The sequence below is a fragment of the Anaerosporobacter sp. genome, assembly GCF_031551385.1.
Classification (GTDB): Bacteria; Bacillota; Clostridia; order Lachnospirales; family Lachnospiraceae; genus Anaerosporobacter.
The window spans coordinates 1-17465 of sequence record NZ_JAVBNS010000071.1; the positions used below are offsets into that span (position 1 = coordinate 1).

At 35.1% G+C, this 17465-nt stretch carries 12 protein-coding genes; 4 read left to right on the forward strand and 8 right to left on the reverse strand.

The window, feature by feature from the left end; all coding sequences use genetic code 11:
- Positions 1 to 331 precede the first annotated feature (331 nt).
- The 4 genes from RMR19_RS07125 to RMR19_RS07140 form a co-directional block, all read right to left on the reverse strand.
- On the reverse strand, positions 332 to 1957 hold the full coding sequence (locus RMR19_RS07125) for a Na/Pi cotransporter family protein (protein ID WP_310602809.1): 1626 nt from the start codon (positions 1955 to 1957) through the stop codon (positions 332 to 334).
- Positions 1958 to 2125: 168 nt separating this feature from the next.
- Positions 2126 to 2407: a septation regulator SpoVG gene (gene spoVG, locus RMR19_RS07130; protein ID WP_310602810.1), complete on the reverse strand. Its 282-nt coding sequence runs from the start codon at positions 2405 to 2407 to the stop codon at positions 2126 to 2128.
- Between the two features lie 192 nt (positions 2408 to 2599).
- A complete protein-coding gene (gene glgD / locus RMR19_RS07135; RefSeq protein ID WP_310602811.1) occupies positions 2600 to 3721 on the reverse strand; it encodes a glucose-1-phosphate adenylyltransferase subunit GlgD in 1122 nt (373 codons plus the stop codon).
- The gene (locus RMR19_RS07140; protein WP_310602812.1) at positions 3721 to 4992 is read right to left on the reverse strand and encodes a glucose-1-phosphate adenylyltransferase; all 1272 of its coding nucleotides are present in this window, start codon (positions 4990 to 4992) and stop codon (positions 3721 to 3723) included. Before RMR19_RS07140 ends, glgD begins: the two co-directional genes overlap by 1 nt.
- A 372-nt stretch (positions 4993 to 5364) precedes the next feature.
- Here RMR19_RS07140 and murC point away from each other — a divergent pair, with 372 nt between their 5' ends.
- From murC to RMR19_RS07160, 4 genes are all read left to right on the forward strand, one after another.
- Positions 5365 to 6756 carry a UDP-N-acetylmuramate--L-alanine ligase gene (gene murC / locus RMR19_RS07145; protein WP_310602813.1) on the forward strand — a complete coding sequence of 464 codons (1392 nt, stop codon included), beginning with the start codon at positions 5365 to 5367 and terminating at the stop codon, positions 6754 to 6756.
- Between the two features lie 343 nt (positions 6757 to 7099).
- Positions 7100 to 8185 carry a DnaD domain protein gene (locus tag RMR19_RS07150; RefSeq protein WP_310602814.1) on the forward strand — a complete coding sequence of 362 codons (1086 nt, stop codon included), beginning with the start codon at positions 7100 to 7102 and terminating at the stop codon, positions 8183 to 8185.
- A gap of 15 nt (positions 8186 to 8200) precedes the next feature.
- Positions 8201 to 9193 (forward strand): ATP-binding protein, encoded by a 993-nt coding sequence (locus tag RMR19_RS07155; RefSeq protein WP_310602815.1) that lies wholly within the window; start codon positions 8201 to 8203, stop codon positions 9191 to 9193.
- Positions 9194 to 9296: 103 nt separating this feature from the next.
- Positions 9297 to 10466 carry a ribose-phosphate pyrophosphokinase gene (locus tag RMR19_RS07160; RefSeq protein WP_310602816.1) on the forward strand — a complete coding sequence of 390 codons (1170 nt, stop codon included), beginning with the start codon at positions 9297 to 9299 and terminating at the stop codon, positions 10464 to 10466.
- 108 nt (positions 10467 to 10574) lie between these two features.
- Here the strand turns inward: RMR19_RS07160 and RMR19_RS07165 are convergent, their stop codons facing one another.
- The 4 genes from RMR19_RS07165 to RMR19_RS07180 form a co-directional block, all read right to left on the reverse strand.
- On the reverse strand, positions 10575 to 12953 hold the full coding sequence (locus RMR19_RS07165) for a transglycosylase domain-containing protein (RefSeq protein ID WP_310602817.1): 2379 nt from the start codon (positions 12951 to 12953) through the stop codon (positions 10575 to 10577).
- 92 nt (positions 12954 to 13045) lie between these two features.
- A complete protein-coding gene (locus tag RMR19_RS07170; protein WP_310602818.1) occupies positions 13046 to 15052 on the reverse strand; it encodes an ATP-binding protein in 2007 nt (668 codons plus the stop codon).
- A gap of 86 nt (positions 15053 to 15138) precedes the next feature.
- Positions 15139 to 16206 carry a metallophosphoesterase family protein gene (locus tag RMR19_RS07175; protein ID WP_310602819.1) on the reverse strand — a complete coding sequence of 356 codons (1068 nt, stop codon included), beginning with the start codon at positions 16204 to 16206 and terminating at the stop codon, positions 15139 to 15141.
- Between the two features lie 719 nt (positions 16207 to 16925).
- Positions 16926 to 17417 carry a QueT transporter family protein gene (locus RMR19_RS07180; protein WP_310602820.1) on the reverse strand — a complete coding sequence of 164 codons (492 nt, stop codon included), beginning with the start codon at positions 17415 to 17417 and terminating at the stop codon, positions 16926 to 16928.
- Positions 17418 to 17465 lie beyond the last annotated feature (48 nt).

A 17465-nucleotide genomic window follows, 5' to 3' on the forward strand; every position in this document is an offset into this window, starting at 1 on the left:
CGACAGCCTATTTAGTTTACCATGTTGTTTTCTGTTTGTCAAGCACTTTTTTCAAATCTTTTTTTGTTTCAAAATCTGTTTTTCCGTGCTTTGCAGAAGCAACTTTTATAGTTTACAACATCTTTCGATGTTTGTCAACAACAATTTTATTTATTTTTCGAATTGCTTCAATTCTTAATTATTTCAGAATTGTTTATTCATTTAGTACAGTTCTTCAACCGACTTGGTCTAGTATAGCAGACATAAAAGCATTTGTAAAGGGCTTTTTAAAAAAATGCATAAACAAGCTTTTTTCACATTATGTGAACAATACTTGTTTATGCATCGCATACTACACTGTCATATATTCTGCTATATTCATAATGTGGTCACCGATTCTTTCAAAGTCAGTAATCATATCGGAATATATTACGCTAATCTCGCCTTTACACTCATTTTTTCGAAGTCTACATAATTGGTTTTCTCTATATATAAGAGCCATTTCATCCATTTTGTCTTCAATCTTTGCTATTTGCTCCATTTTTGTAGCTGTAATACCATCTTCTGACATATTGATGTTTTGAAGGTTATCTAAAGTAACACGCTTCATGTCTTTCACTTCCATTTCCGCAGTTTCAGTTAGAGTACCTTTCTTTTCTCTTATTAAATTAGCGTACCCTGCTATATTCATGGCATGATCACTAATACGTTCAACATTACCGATTACACTAAAGTACATACTAATTGCTCTACCATCTTTCTCTGACATCTCTGCTGATATAATACTTGATATGTATTGAGAGATTTCTGCATTAAGGAAATCTATATACTCCTCATTCTGCTCTACTTTAGCATATTTTTTCTCATCCCAATTTAACACTATGTCAAATGATGCAGTTACATTCTCAACAGCTAAGCTATACATACGATCTACTTCCTTATGGATTTGAGAAATTGCAACACTTGCTCCACCTAGGGAATGATTAATAAGAGACGATGGTGAAATAAATTGAAGTTTCATCTCTGTACCTACTTCGTCTTCCCTCTCTGGCAAAATCTTCTTTGCGATTTTTTCCAACTGTACTCCTACTGGTAATAGAAGTAATGTTGTCACAATATTAAATATTGTATGAACGTTTGCAATCTGTGCAGCCGAATTATTTGGTGTCAACTTAATAACCCAATCCACAAACGGAAGTAACTGACAAATGCATGTGAATAATACAGTTCCTATTACATTAAACATTAAATGTATAATTGTTGTTCTCTTCGCATTACGAGTTGTACCAATTGATGCAAGTACCGCTGTAATACATGTACCTATATTTTGCCCAAACAAAACATACACTGAGCTCTTCAATGTTATTGCTCCACTCATTGATAGAGCTTGCAATATACCAACAGATGCTGATGAAGATTGAATAATTGCGGTAAATATTGCACCTACTGCAATGCCGAGAAGTGGATTTGATAGATTGGTTACTGTATCCATGAATAACTTGGAATCTCTTAATCCAGTCATACTTCCGCTCATCATTTCCATACCGACGAATAATACACCAAGGCCTCCAATGATATGCCCTATGTGATATAGCTTCTTTGATTTCAAAAATACAATAAATACAACACCGACAATTGCAAATACTGGTGCAATCACTCCTACATCAAGTGCAATTAATTGTCCAGTTATTGTCGTTCCTATATTGGCACCCATAATCACCCATATAGCTTGTCTTAACGTCATAAGACCTGAATTAACGAAACCAACTACCATAACCGTAGTTGCTGAAGAAGACTGAATTACTGCTGTAATTGCTGCTCCAACTGCTACCCCTAAAAAACGATTTGATGTTAATTTCTCAAGAATCTTCTTCATCTTATTTCCGGCGGCTTTTTCTAAACCATCGCTCATCATATTCATTCCTAGAAGAAATAGAGCCAAGCCACCAAGTAGTGATAAAAACTGTGTAATATTCATAATTCCCTTCCTTTGCTTGTTTTAGAATAAAAACATAGACTTCCAGTTTCTATTATAACGCATTCCATAATGTATATGCGTTAAGTTGTTGCTAAGATTCTTACCAAAAAAAAGACAAAGAAAGAGCTACTGTTTTACTTTCATTCGTAAAATAGTAGCTCTTTCCATTTACTCTTCGTCGACTGTATCAGATTCTAATATTGCTATTTCATACTTTTCAAGAATAATCTTTTGAATACGATCTCTTGTTTCTGAATTAATCGGATGTGCAATATCTCTGTACTCTCCGTCACCAGCTCTTCGGCTAGGCATTGCGATAAATAATCCCTTTTCACCCTCAATAACTTTAATGTCATGAACAACAAATTCGTTATCAAGTGTAATAGAAACCACTGCTTTCATTTTACCTTCTTTGCTTACCTTTCTTACACGGACGTCTGTAATCTGCATTAGAGTAATCCCCCTTTTGTTTGAACTTTTAGGTCAATTAATAAGTCATATATTTTTCGCTTTTATATTAAGAAAATCACATCTTTACTTATACTAGTTATAGAAAGTGTTGCTATACCCCATTAGCACTTACCATAACCAATTACCTATGTAAATGAAATAACTTTCCTTGCGACGCAACAAAAATACCATTTATAACGTATATCTCTCATTCTTCTCTACTACAATTTTTATTTCACCATTTTCGCCAATATGTTTTGTATTTGAGCGAATCGTATCCCTACTCTCAACAATACAATTTTCGATATAGGTGTTGTCCCCAATATGCACATCATTCAATATGATGGAATTCTTAATAACACAATTGTTTCCAACATATACTTTCTTAAACAATATAGAACCATCAACTTCTCCATTGATGATACAACCACTAGAAATCAAACTGTTTCTTACATTAGAACCTTTGTTGTATTTTGCTGGTGGCAAATCATCAATTTTCGAATACACCCCTGGATAGTCTTTAAAGAAGTAGTCTCTTATATCTTTATTCAGAAAATCCATATTCGTTTTATAGTAAGATTCAACAGTTGCAATATTACTCCAGTAAGTATCTAAATCATATGCATATATTTTCTTTAAATTCTTATATCGAATAAGAATATCTTTAACAAAATCATGTCTTTCTTCAAGTGCTGATTTTTCAATCAATTCAATTAGTTGTCTTCTTCTAATTATATACACACCTGCTGATACTGTATTCTCAGTTGTTACAATTGGTTTTTCTTCAAATTCTTCGATTCTGCCGTCTTCATTCGTTTTGATTACACCAAAACGACTTGCATCCTCTCCCTCTTCTAACTTCTTGCAAACAACTGTAATATCCGCTTTCTTAGCTATGTGATATTCTAAAACTTTATTATAATCAAGTTTATAGATACCATCACCTGACGAAATAATTACGTATGGTTCATGACTGTTTTTTAAGAAGCTGAGGTTCTGATACATTGCATCGGCTGTACCACGATACCAAAAACTATTATCTACTGTTATCGTAGGATTAAATACAAACAAACCGCCTTGCTTTCTACCAAAATCCCACCATTTCGATGAATTCAAATGTTCATTCAATGATTTTGCATTGTATTGTGTAAACACTGCAACCTTTTGAATATGAGAATTTGACATATTACTTAATGCAAAGTCAATGCTTCGGTATCCACCAGCAACAGGCATTGCTGCAATTGCACGTTTGTTTGATAGTTCTTTCATTTTGCTGTTATTTCCACCCGCTAATACAATTCCTATTGCTCTCATTACATATCACCTGCCTTAATTAAAGTCTCGCCACTAGCTAAATATCCATCTGGATAATCATCTGGTTTCGTTGCTCCTGAAATGGCTGTATTTTTACCAACCTTAACCCCATCAGGCACATATGAATTTTCCCCAATTGTAACTAAACCAAATGAGTATATATTCGGTTCTACAATATTCGGTACTTCTTCACCAACTCCAAGCTCAACGTTATTACCAATGGTTACACCTTCGGCAATGATAGCTTTATCAATAGTTGAATTCTTTCCTATTTTTGCAGAAGTCATAATAATAGAATCTCTAACAACGGTTCCTTCTCCAATACATACACCAGATCCAATTACAGAATTGTATACTTCTCCATATACTTCTGCACCTTCTCCAATAATTGCTCTATCTATCTTAGCACCGTCCGCAATGTATTGTGGTGGAATAATATCACTCTTTGTATATATTTTCCAAAACTCTTCATATAAATTAAACTCAGGAATTAAATCTATTAACTCCATGTTTGCTTCCCAGTAAGCTCCTAATGTACCAACGTCTTTCCAATATCCATTATATTCATATGCAAAGATACGATTACCATTCTCATGACAATATGGAATGATATGCTTACCAAAATCACATCCCGGTTGTTCCGATAGCTTAATTAAAGCATTCTTCAAAATCTTCCAACTGAATATGTAGATACCCATAGACGCCAGATTACTTCTTGGTACTTTTGGCTTCTCTTGAAAATCTGTGATTTTTCCTTTTTCATCAGTTATTACAACACCAAATCGGCTCGCTTCTTCCATTGGTACTGGGATTGTTGCTATTGTAACATCTGCTTGGTTGGATTTATGATACTCTAACATTAATTCATAATCCATCTTATAGATATGGTCTCCCCCTAGAATAAGTACATATTCAGGATTGTAATATTCCATATATTCTAAGTTTTGATAAATAGCATTAGCAGTTCCTGTATACCATTCACTACTATTTGATTTTTCGTAAGGTGGTAATATAGCTACGCCACCAATATTACGATCTAAATCCCATGGAATACCTATTCCAATGTGTGTATTAAGTCGTAATGGCTGATACTGAGTTAAAACACCTACGGTATCAACTCCTGAATTAATACAATTACTTAATGGAAAATCGATAATACGATATTTTCCTCCAAATGCAACAGCAGGCTTCGCAACTTTTGATGTTAGTACTCCAAGTCTTGAACCTTGTCCTCCAGCAAGTAACATTGCTATCATTTCTTTTCTAATCACGTAATCACCTCTTGTTGTTTTATGTTTTCCATTATAACATGAATCGAATTAAATGTGAACAAAATTTCCCATCTAATAAATAATTATTTTGTAGTTATCGACTACTTTGTATCTAGGATTTCCCTTTTCCTTTGTATTCTTTCTACATTTTCACTATTCTTTTTCATGACATATACCCTATGTTAGGTTAGATGGTACCCTCTTATTCTATATTATTGTCCTAGTTAAGCGAATAGTACTATCTACCTAGATTGCCTTAAATAAGACAACCAAAATTAACCTTACTCCATTTTCTAATTGTTTTTTTCATAGAAATGGTTATAATAACAATATATTATCATATACTAATTTTAGAATAGGAAGTGTAGTTCCATGTATAAAATCAATTTTAACGAACCAATCCACATTCACTTTATTGGAATTGGCGGAATCAGCATGAGCGGTTTTGCCGAACTATTACATACAGCAGGCTTTACAATTAGTGGGTCTGATTCCAAGAAGAGCAAAATCACAGAACACCTTGAAGCAAAAGGCATTACTATATTATATGGTCAAAAGCCTACAAATATTACTCCTGATATCGATTTAGTTGTTTACACTGCTGCTGTTCATGATGATAATCCTGAAATGCAGGCTGTTATACAACAAAATATACCGAGAATGGATCGTGCTGAAATGGTTGGGCAAGTTATGCTTAACTATAAAAACTCCATTGCTATATCCGGTACTCACGGTAAAACTACTACCACATCTATGCTTTCTCAAGTTTTTCTTGAAAGTGATTTAGATCCTACCATCTCTGTCGGGGGAATTCTAAAAGCAATTGGCGGTAACATACGTATCGGTAAATCAGATAATCTCATTACAGAAGCCTGTGAATACACAAACAGTTTTCTCAAATTCAACCCAAGATACAGCGTTATCTTAAATGTTGAAGAAGATCATCTTGATTTCTTTAAAGATATCACTGAAATTCGTCAATCCTTCCGCTTATTTGCAGAGAAACTTCCTGCTGACGGTATTTTATTCATTAATGGCGAGATCGAAAACTATGAGGAAATCTCACAAGGTCTTCCTTGCAGAGTGATAACATACAGTACAGAGTCTACTCCAGATTCTTCTTATACATACAGTGCCTCAAACATCTCGTTTAATGATGATGGATATGGAGAATATGATTTATTACACAATGGCGAATTTGTTGACCATATTGTACTTGGCGTTGTTGGTATGCACAATGTATCAAATTCCTTACCTGTAATTGCTTTAGCCCTTGAATATAACATTCCAATGGATCTTATCAAACAAGGTTTAACTGCTTTCCATGGTACAGAAAGAAGATTTGAATACAAAGGCGAAGTCTCTGGTATTACAATTATTGATGATTATGCACATCACCCAACCGAAATTAGAGCAACACTTGAAGCAGCAAAACGTTACCCTCATAAATCAACTTGGTGTGTATTCCAACCGCATACCTATACTCGCACGAAAGCATTTTTAAAAGAGTTTGCAGAAGTTCTTACTTTAGCTGATAACATTGTATTAACAGATATCTATGCTGCTCGCGAGGTAGATACTGGTGAAATCTCATCAAAAGATTTACTTGCAGAAATACAGAAACTCGGTAAAGAAGCATACCATTTCCCATCATTTGAAGAGATCGAGAACTTTTTATTACAAAATTGTACTAATGGCGATTTGTTGATAACTATGGGCGCTGGAGACGTTGTTTCTATAGGAGAATCACTATTAGGTAACTAGTTATCCACATTATCCACAATCTTATCAACAATTTTCTTTTGATAAGATTGTGGATTATTTTTTACTTTTCCCTAGTTCGTGGATGTCCTATTTATAAGATTTATCTCGTACAAGCTTATTTTTCCTCCAAGTTATCCACACTATCCACAAATTATATCCACATTTACGATAGAATAAATCCTAAAATCCTCTATTTGAATTATAATTGGATTATGCTATAATGTTAGAACATTGATATTTGGACCGTTGCATATATTGATCGCAACAAGTTTATCCCCCCCCTCGTCAACATATTTAGAAAGGATTTTCTCGTATGAAACCTATCACTTTACATACTAATCACATGAACGATGTGACGATAATCTCTAACATCTTCATTGATGAATACATGCCCAAAGCAAATGGATCCTTTGTAAAAGTATATCTTTACCTCCTACGCCTTCTATCCAGCTCAGATAAAATCGTTTCAGTCGCAGTTATTGCTGATTGCTTAGAAGATTCTGAGAAGGATATTATTCGCGCGCTTAATTATTGGGATAAAGCAGGCGCACTTACTTTAGAGAGAGATAGAAAAGATACCATCATTGGTATCACTCTTAACGACTTAGCAAATGTGGATCAAACTGCTTTCGATGAGATGGCTGCAGCCGCCTCTACTAATGAGGACAACATTAACCTTCCAAGTCCAGAGCCTCTTTCTATTCCTTCTATCCCAGAAGACAACGTAAAAGAATCTAATACATTTGAAAAATTAACGTATTCCCCTTCACAAGTTGAAGAGTTAACGAATAATGATGAAATTAAATGGCTTATGAATATCATTGAAATCTACTTAGAGCGCCTATTGAAACCCACAGATATCCAACTTATTCTTTTTCTATATGAGAATGTTGGTTTCTCAGTGGAATTAATTATGTATCTCTATGAATACTGCGTATCGAAAAACAAGAAGAATTCTTCCTATATCGAAGCTGTTGCTTTAAGATGGGCAGAAGAAGGTGTTGATACTGTCGAAAAAGCAGAAGCTACTGCAGTTGCATATAATGCCAATTTTAACGCTGTTGCAAAAGCATTTGGTATGAACCGTATGCCTGGTGCTATTGAGCAGAAATTCATCACCACTTGGGTTAACACATATGCTTTCAACATTGATATTATTATTGAAGCATGCAATAGGACAATCTTAGCCGTTCAAAAACCAGACTTCAAATATGCAGATAAGATTCTTGAGTCTTGGTTTAAAAAAGGTGTCCACCACTTAGCTGATATCGAGAAACTTGACTTAGAACATGCAAAAACAAATGCCGCCACTCCTAAACCAGCTTCTAGTACCAAACCTTCAAACAACAAGTTTAATGCATTCCCTCAGAGAGCATATACAGCTACAGATTATTCTTCTCTTGAACAACGTTTATTAAATAAACAATAAAGGAGGCTGGCATAAATGCAATTAAAGAATTTTCAATACAATAAAATTCTTAGAGAATACGACAAACGCCAATTAGAAAACAGACATGAATTAGATAAACGAATTAAGTACATCTATTCTGTTTTACCTGAAATAAAAGAAATTGATGATCAAATTGTATCAAGCTCCATTCAAAGCGCAAAACTCTCTCTAATGGGCGACGATGATGCTTTACATTCCTTAGCAGATCATAATTTGGATCTATCTATGCGAAAAGTTGAGATTCTCACCGAAAACGGGTATCCATCTAACTACCTCATGACCACATACCACTGTGAGGACTGTAAAGATACCGGATATATTGATAACGAGAAGTGCCATTGCTTTAAACAGGCAATCGTTGACCTTCTCTACTCACAATCAAATATTAAAGGAATTATGACACAAGAGAATTTCTCTACGTTCAATTACAATTTCTATTCCGATTCCTATATTGAGGAGACAACAAATCTAACACCACTTGCTAACATAAAAAAAGTTGTTTCAAACTGCAAAGAATATATCGATAATTTTGACACTACCTACGCCAATCTTCTATTGTACGGAAATGCTGGTGTTGGCAAAACTTTCTTAGCTAACTGTATTGCCAAGGAACTATTAGATCGTTCCCACACTGTTATCTACCTAACTGCATTTCAATTTTTTGATATACTTGAGAAGAACAAGTTTCACCGTGACCAAGAAAAAGAAGAAGCCAATGAGCAGTTTGAATATATTCTCGACTGCGATTTACTTATTATCGATGATCTTGGTACGGAACTTAACAACAGTTTTATTACATCACAGTTATATCTGTGTATTAATGAACGCCATCTACGCAAGAAATCGACAATAATATCAACCAACCTCTCTTGGGATAATCTGAATACGAATTACAGCGAACGTATCTTTTCGAGAATTGCAAGTAATTACCGTCTTCTTAAGATTGTTGGAGATGATATTCGAATAAAAAAAGCATTTTCTACTTAATTTTCATATTCACCTTGACTTGCGCGAAACATAATGGTATAAATTTAATGGACATTTTATGACACGTGTATACGACCGTTTACATTTTATGGAGGACGAAGTAATGCCACAACAAGAAAAACTATTTGAAACAATCCCAGTAGGGACACTGGGAATCATCGCTTTAGAAAGTAGTTCTGACCTTGGTCAAAAAGTAAATGACTACATTGTAGAGTGGAGAAAAGAAAGAGAAAGCGAACACAAGTCAACAATTGCTTTTGCTGGCTACCAAAGAGATTCTTATCTTATCAATGCTGCTTGCCCACGTTTTGGTTCTGGTGAGGCGAAAGGTTCTATTAACGAATCTGTTCGTGGTACAGACCTTTACTTATTAGTTGATGTATGTAATCACAGTCTTACTTATAACATGAGTGGACATGTTAACCATATGTCACCAGATGATCACTACCAAGATTTAAAACGTATCATCGCTGCCGTTGGGGGAAAAGCTAGAAGAATTACCGTTATTATGCCTTTCCTATACGAAGGAAGACAACATAAACGTAGCTCTAGAGAATCTTTAGACTGTGCTCTTGCACTTCAAGAATTAACAAATATGGGTGTTGAAAGTATTATTACATTCGATGCACATGACCCTCGTGTTCAAAACTCAATTCCTTTAAAGAGTTTCGAAACAATCAAACCAACATATCAATTTATTAAAGCTTTACTTCAGAATGTACCTGATTTACAAGTAGATTCTAAAAATATGATGATTATTAGCCCTGATGAAGGTGCTATGGGACGTGCTGTATACTTTGCCAATGTACTTGGCGTAGATATGGGTATGTTCTACAAACGTCGTGATTACACTACAATCGTTAATGGACGTAATCCAATTGTGGCTCATGAATTCTTAGGAACTGACATAGAAGGCAAAGATGTTATTATTATCGATGATATGATTTCTTCTGGAGAAAGTATGCTTGATGTAGCTTCTGAACTTAAGAGAAGAAAAGCCGGAAGAATCTTCGTTGCTGCTACGTTCGGTTTATTCACAAATGGTTTCGATAAATTTGATGAGGCTTATGAACAAGGTTTAATCTATAGAGTTATTACAACTAACCTTGTATACCAACCAGCTGAATTATTAACAAAAGAATACTATATCAGTGCGGATATGAGTAAATATGTTGCTTTATTGATTGATACATTAAATCATGATGCTTCAATCAGTGAATTATTAAATCCAACTGAAAGAATTCAAAATATCATTAACCAATATACAAAATAATATTTTATATATTTATACCAAGAAAGAAGGATGATTACAAGCTAATCTTCCTTCTTTCTTTGTATTCTTTATTCTTGTTATTATCTGTTCTTCGTATTCTCTTCCGATTTATGTGTTCTCTGTTGCTTCATCAATCTCATTATCATCGTCATCTGGTAACGGCGTATCATCTGGCTCATCTATTGCTCCGTCATCATCATCTGGAACGATTGCATCATCACCATCATCTATATCCGGAATCTCCATATCGTCATCCGGCGTATCTTGGTAATCATCATCGTCATAATAATCATCTGGTGTTTGGTCATCGCTCGGTGTTACGTTATCAAATTCATTAATTACTCCACCTTGACCATCTTCAATGTTGTCTTCCTCATCATCTAAATCAATATCTTCTAGTTCTTCTTGTACGATATCCTCCTTTGGTGATGTATCCACATATTCAGGGAATGTAGCTATACTCTCTAGCCCCTCATGAATTTTTGTCATAAAGCTATACCATATTTGCCCTGGATACGTTGACCCCATTAAACCTTCTAATTTTTGTGGCATATCATATCCTACCCACACACTTGTCGTATAGTATGGTGTATATCCAACGAACCAACCATCTTTCTTTTCATTCGTTGTTCCTGTCTTACCTGCTGTTGCCATACCGGGAATGCTTAATCCTTTACCAGTACCATATTTAACTACTCCCGTAAGAATATCTGACATCATTCTTGCTGAATTCTTATCATATACTTGATAATCACTTCTATCACTTCCTACAATAACTCTGCCTTCTGCATCTGTTATCTTCACAATACACGTTGGTTCACGATATATTCCATCGTTCTCAAGCGTTGCATACGCAGATGCCATTTCCACCGAGCTAACACCATTTGTAAAACCTCCTAATGATGCCGCTGGAAAATAATCATTCTTATCAAGCTTTGCAAAATTCATTCTTTGAAGATAACGTAAACCTACCGTTGGTGTAATTTCTTCAAATAACTTCCATGCAATTGTATTCTTTGATTGCTCTACTGCCTTACGAAGTGTTATCTTTCCAGAATAAACACCATTTGAATTACTTGGGCCACCTTCAAACTTCTCATCTATTACAATTTCTTCAGGATAATGTCCTACTTCTAATGCTGGTGTATATACGATTAATGGCTTAACCGCACTACCTGGCTGTCTATAACTTTGATATGCACGGTTTAATGTATAACCTGCACTCTTTTGCTTTCTACCACCAACAATCGCCACAACGTATCCCGTCTCATTATCAATACATACCGCAGAACTTTGTAGTTTATACACACCATCGTCTGTTACTTCTGTAAATTGCGCTAATGCCTCATCTACGGAGTTCTGAAGAAGTTTCTGCTGTGTCATATTAATCGATGTATAGATACGATATCCAGCTCTAAATAACGATTGCTGACATTCACTATACAATGTTGAATATCTTTCCTTATAATCTGCTGCATCTTCATCAGATTCAAACTCATAGCGGAATGTAAATCCATGTTCCTGCATTAATGCTCTTGTTGCACAGTAATTTACATAGGTTTCAACATAATCTTTCTTATTGATTTTCTTTCTATCTAATACGATTTCTTGATTATATGCCTCTTGGTACTCCGCATCTGAAATCTTACCATCTTCATTCATCTGTCTTAGTATTCGATTTCTTCTAGTAATTGTATTATCATATTCATCTACAGGGTCGAATACAGTCGGATTATTCGGTATCGCACATAGGAAAGCGACCTCTGATAATGTCAACTTATCTACTTCTTTATTAAAATATCCCTCACTCGCTGCCTGAATACCATAATATCCATTCGCATAATAAATATTGTTTATATAAAACTCAAGTATCTGCCACTTCTCATATTTCTTCTCTAATTCTGTTGCAATGAAGATTTCTTCTATCTTACGCTCCCAACTAACTGTATGCGTCAAGAAAATATTACGGCTTAGCTGCTGTGTTATCGTACTCGCACCTTGCTTTATTGCTCCTCGATTCTTTACCAATTCTACCACAGCTCTTACATTCGCTTTCAAATCAACGCCGTTATGTTTTAAGAAGTTCTTATCCTCTATCGTTATAAATGCATCTACTACTTGTTGCGGTATCTCAGAATACTCCATATAGTACAGATTCTTTTCACCTTTTAATTCTGATATAACCTTTCCGTTCGCACCATAAACAATACTCGTTTCCGTGGCTCGAAATGTATCAAGTGTCGATTCACTAACATATGTTCTTGCTTCTGATTGCAGTTGCAAAATTCTCTTTCCATACTTGTTATAAAATAATAGGATTAAGATTAATACTACTATTAAAAGTACTAAGCATAATATCTTTAACGCAAATTTCATATGATGCAAGATAGGATGTTTCTTTCTGAATTTAATTGCTTTCTCTCTTTTTAGTTGCTTCTTTGTCTTTGGTGACTTTGTTTCACCATTTTTTCTATTATCATTGTTCATACTTATACCCTTGCCTATCACAAGCTTGCTTGCGATACTGCTCCAATAATAAGGCTTGAATTCTTTGAAGCATATCCTTTCCATGTTATTACTTATAGTTCAATATAGTTATATGGAATCTGGTGTTTATCCAACACTTCCTGCTCTCTATTATGGCAAGTAAATATTAATATCTGCTGTGTTGTATGTGTTGCCAGTTTACATATCGTCTCCTCTAAACGATTATCGTCATAGTACACAAACGCATCATCTAAAATCAATGGCATCTCTCTATCCTTCAAAAGAAGTTCTGCTGTCACTAACCGCAACGCCAAATATAATTGCTCCATCGTTCCTGCACTTAGATATTCCATTGAAACGTATTCACTACCTTTTACTATTTTCATGTTTAACTTCTCATCTACTTTTACATCATAACAATTTCCAAGTGTAAATGCAGTCGAAATCTCTGATATTGCTCGATTTAACTTTTCTCCGAAATCATCATGTATAGAAGATGCAAGTTCTTGTATTGTTTGAATACTTATATCAATTGCTGTTAACTCAACTTCCTCTTTCTTTCTCCTTTCCATAAGCTCATCACGCATTGCTCTTTTCTTTGCATAATCCGCAATACTTTCTTCTAACTTAGAAAACTCCCATCGTAACTTCTCTTTCTTCGTAGTGGCAGCTTCTATTTGACGATTAACTTCTTTCTCCCTCATTTGCCTTTGTTGTAGTACTGTCTTTTGCTTCTGCAACTGACTTGTTAATTTAGTGATTTCTTCATCCAACTGTTTCATCGTTTCTGTATTCACTTCAGGTATTGCAACTACTTTATTCGCATATGCCAGTATATCCTTTTCCTGTGCTTGCATTCTGGCAAGAAGATGTTCACATGTTTTTTTATATTCTGCTGCAAGCTGATTATCTTGAGGAATCTGTTGTTGTATTTCTGATTGCTTTTCTAGCTCACTTTTATTTTCCTGCGGGATATCCTTCTCGCTATTCGGAATTTTTCTTTCTTTATTTACAAGAAGTTGAACCAGTACAATACTAATTACCAATACTCCTGTTAATACTATAATCATTGCTTCATTCACTTTCCCTGTTGGCACAAGGATACAGATAAGACAACTTAAAATCACAAATAAAGCTTTCCATATATGTCCTTTATGATTCCTAGGCGCATTCTCTATCTTTTTTACTTCCTCTTGCAAGTTTCCTTGGATTTGTCCAGTTTTCCCAAGTTGCAATGCCTTACTTTGCTCTCCTATACTTCCCCACGCTCGTGTCTGTTGTGTCACTTGAAGATAGTAGTCTCGGCAATCTTTCAGACTTTGATATTTCTCGGCAATCAAATCATATTCTTTCGTATAGGAATCAAGAACCTGTAACTTCTGAACATATGCCCCATCAACCTTGCAATTCGCTTTTTCAAGAGTTAATGCTTGTATCTCTTTATCAAGGCTAAGTGTCTGTCGTTCCAATTCCTTCAACATAAAGTCTGTCGTTTGAATCTGCTTTAATTCCATATTCAATTCTTGTACTTGTTGCTTCGTTTGCTTTGATTCAATCTCTTTTCTTTGTGCTTGCAATTCCTTTATCGCTTGATTTACATTTACTTCGCTTGTCTGTGTTGTTGACATATTCGCGATATAGTCATTGATGCGAAATGCTAGTTCCTTACCTGTTGCTGCCTGCTGCTGGGCGATATGAACGGTATTACTGTAATTACTCTCTGTTACACCTTCAATAAAGCAGCTACCTCGTTGTTCCTTATACGGAACCTCTCTTCCCGTCTCTTTATTAATAATCTGTAGTGATTTCTCTTCTTTGTAAAAGTTTCTTTTTATAAGATAGGAAACCCCTTCAACTTCCACTTCCATCTCCCCATCGTATAATGTTGGCGTATCCCATGGTTTGTATCTAGTATAGGTATCAAAGTTTGCTCTCCCTCGCTGCTTATCAATACCAAATAGCATTCCCCTTACAAATGTGTGTATTGTACTTTTTCCAGCTTCATTCGTCCCATACACAAGATTAATTCCGTCTTGTAATTCCAGCCTTTTATTTTGAAATTTACCAAAATGTTTTAAACTTAGCAAGTTAATATTCATATGAATTAGCATGCCCCCTTCTAGTTTTTGAATACGATACACGAAGCTCAATGCCTCTATCCGAATTCTCTCTAGTTACTTCGCTACTATCTTTGGTTTTGCTTCATTAGCGCTTTTACTCCTAGATATAGTGCCTTGTCTATCACTTCATCGTCATATTCCAAACTTCGAATCTTGTCTATGTACATTCCGATAATGTTATTCCTGTTCTCTATACGCAGTTCATCAAAATCATAGTCTGGTATCGTGAAATCTTCCACATCTACAATATAGCCAAGTGTTACTATTTCATCCACGTCAAAACTAACATCTACGTCTCTTGCTCCTTCTAACACAATACTATAGATATGATTCATTCCTCTACTACGGATTTGTTCACATATCATATCCATAACCTCTAACTGCGTCATCTGTGGCTGAACCTCTATTACTAGCGATATATATTGCCTAGTACTACATGGTATAAATGTTATATCTGTATGAAATTCATCTCCATACCTGCTTATGTCCCCTTGTATGTAACCATGTTCTCCTGTTTCTGTCTTATCTAATGGTTCGAGTGAACCTGCATACGCCATCTGATTGCTAAACTTTGTAGGTTTATGAATATGCCCAAGTGCCACATACGTATATCCTAATCGCACTATTGTTTTCCTGTCAATTGGTATGTTTTTCTCATCCCCACCATGCGCTAGTAAAATGGATATCTCTCGTGGATTTAGCAACACAGATTGATGATATTTTGCTTCCGCAATATCTCTCGTCAAATAACTCAACCCATATATCCTTGTATTTATTTCCTCAATATAATAAGTAGCAAGTTCTTCTTGCTCAAACATATGTACATTCTCTGCCCAAGGGAAATTTATATAGTTTGATGTTTGACCTATATAGTCATGATTACCTGCCATCATTACTACATGGGTCTTTGTTAACCGTTTAAAAAGGTAATTCACTTCTTTCAATTCTCTTAGTAATGGTTGTTTATGAAATAGATCTCCTGCGATTAATAACAAATCAACAGACTCTTCTTCACATTGATTTATAACGTTCTCGAATGTCTTCCATATCTCTTTACTTCTAGCCTGACTCCAATCTCTCTTAATATCTGGTTGCATTCCTAAATGCACATCTGCCAAATGTATAAATCGCATTCCCTCACTCCCATCTTAGCTTCTGTCAATTGCTGTACTTGTGTCGTTTAATTTATGATGCAAAACTTTGATATGTCTTCATTGCTTCTTCGCTGCTGTTCTATAATACGAAACACGTTGCACACCTAAGTACTTCTAGGTGTGTATGGACAATTATTGAAAGCTTACGGAACCGTCTTCGATTCGGCATCCTGCCTCAGCTCAGACTGGCTCGGCGTCCATGCCTCGCCTTCCTAGGTTATGGATATACACACCAAGAAGTACTATAGGCGTTTCACTACCGTTTCTTAATTATAGAACAGCAGCGAAGAAGCAGGGTAGGTAATGAAGTTTTGCATATCTATTGTACTGATATACAAGTACAAGCAAATTAATGAATAATTTTTGATATATATGCATAGCATTATACCATATTCACGCTCTTCTGACAACGCAATCCGAACGTTTGTTTCCTTAATATTCTCTTAATATTTTCTTAAGCACTAAATGACTCTTAATAAAGCAACTGACTCTGAAACAGCTCAAATAAGATATTTCTAAACAATTGAAATAAAAACACCTAAACGCAAATGAGTGACAGGAAAGTATATAACGGTTTCTTTTACCATTTACTTTCTTATCACTCATTTGTATTCTGACCTTGTTTTTGTTTTAAACAAATTTATTATATTTATTGTGTTAGAACGACAATTTCAATTTAGGCTCATCGTTGTCCTATCTTATGCTACTCTTTGTTTAAAGATTACGTTCTTATACTTGTTTAATGCAAGTAATAACATTGTTCCCAATATTCCGCATGATATAATTTCTCCGATTCCAACCGTTACCATCATAAGAGGTATTGGTGTTGCTAAACCATATCCGTTCCTTAGAACCCATGGAACAACAATCGCATTACCGATAATCGGTGGCAATGCTACTAAATATTTGTTTCTTCTTAACAGGTATGAAACACCTGCTGCTACTAACGTTGTTAAACTACCTAGGATAATATCCAGTAAACAAGCTCCTCCAAGCATATTTCCCAACAAACATCCCACGAATAATCCTGGGATTGCCGCTGGTGTGAAAAATGGCAAGATTGTTAATGCTTCTGCAACACGTACTTGCACATCCATAAATCCAAATGGTTGGAATAGAGATGTCAATACAACGTAGATTGCTGCAATCATGGCTGCTTGTGTTAAATACTGAACTTTTTCTTTCTTCATATTCATTTCTCCTTTAGTTTTGTTTAACGTGTGGAAGGTCTCGAACAC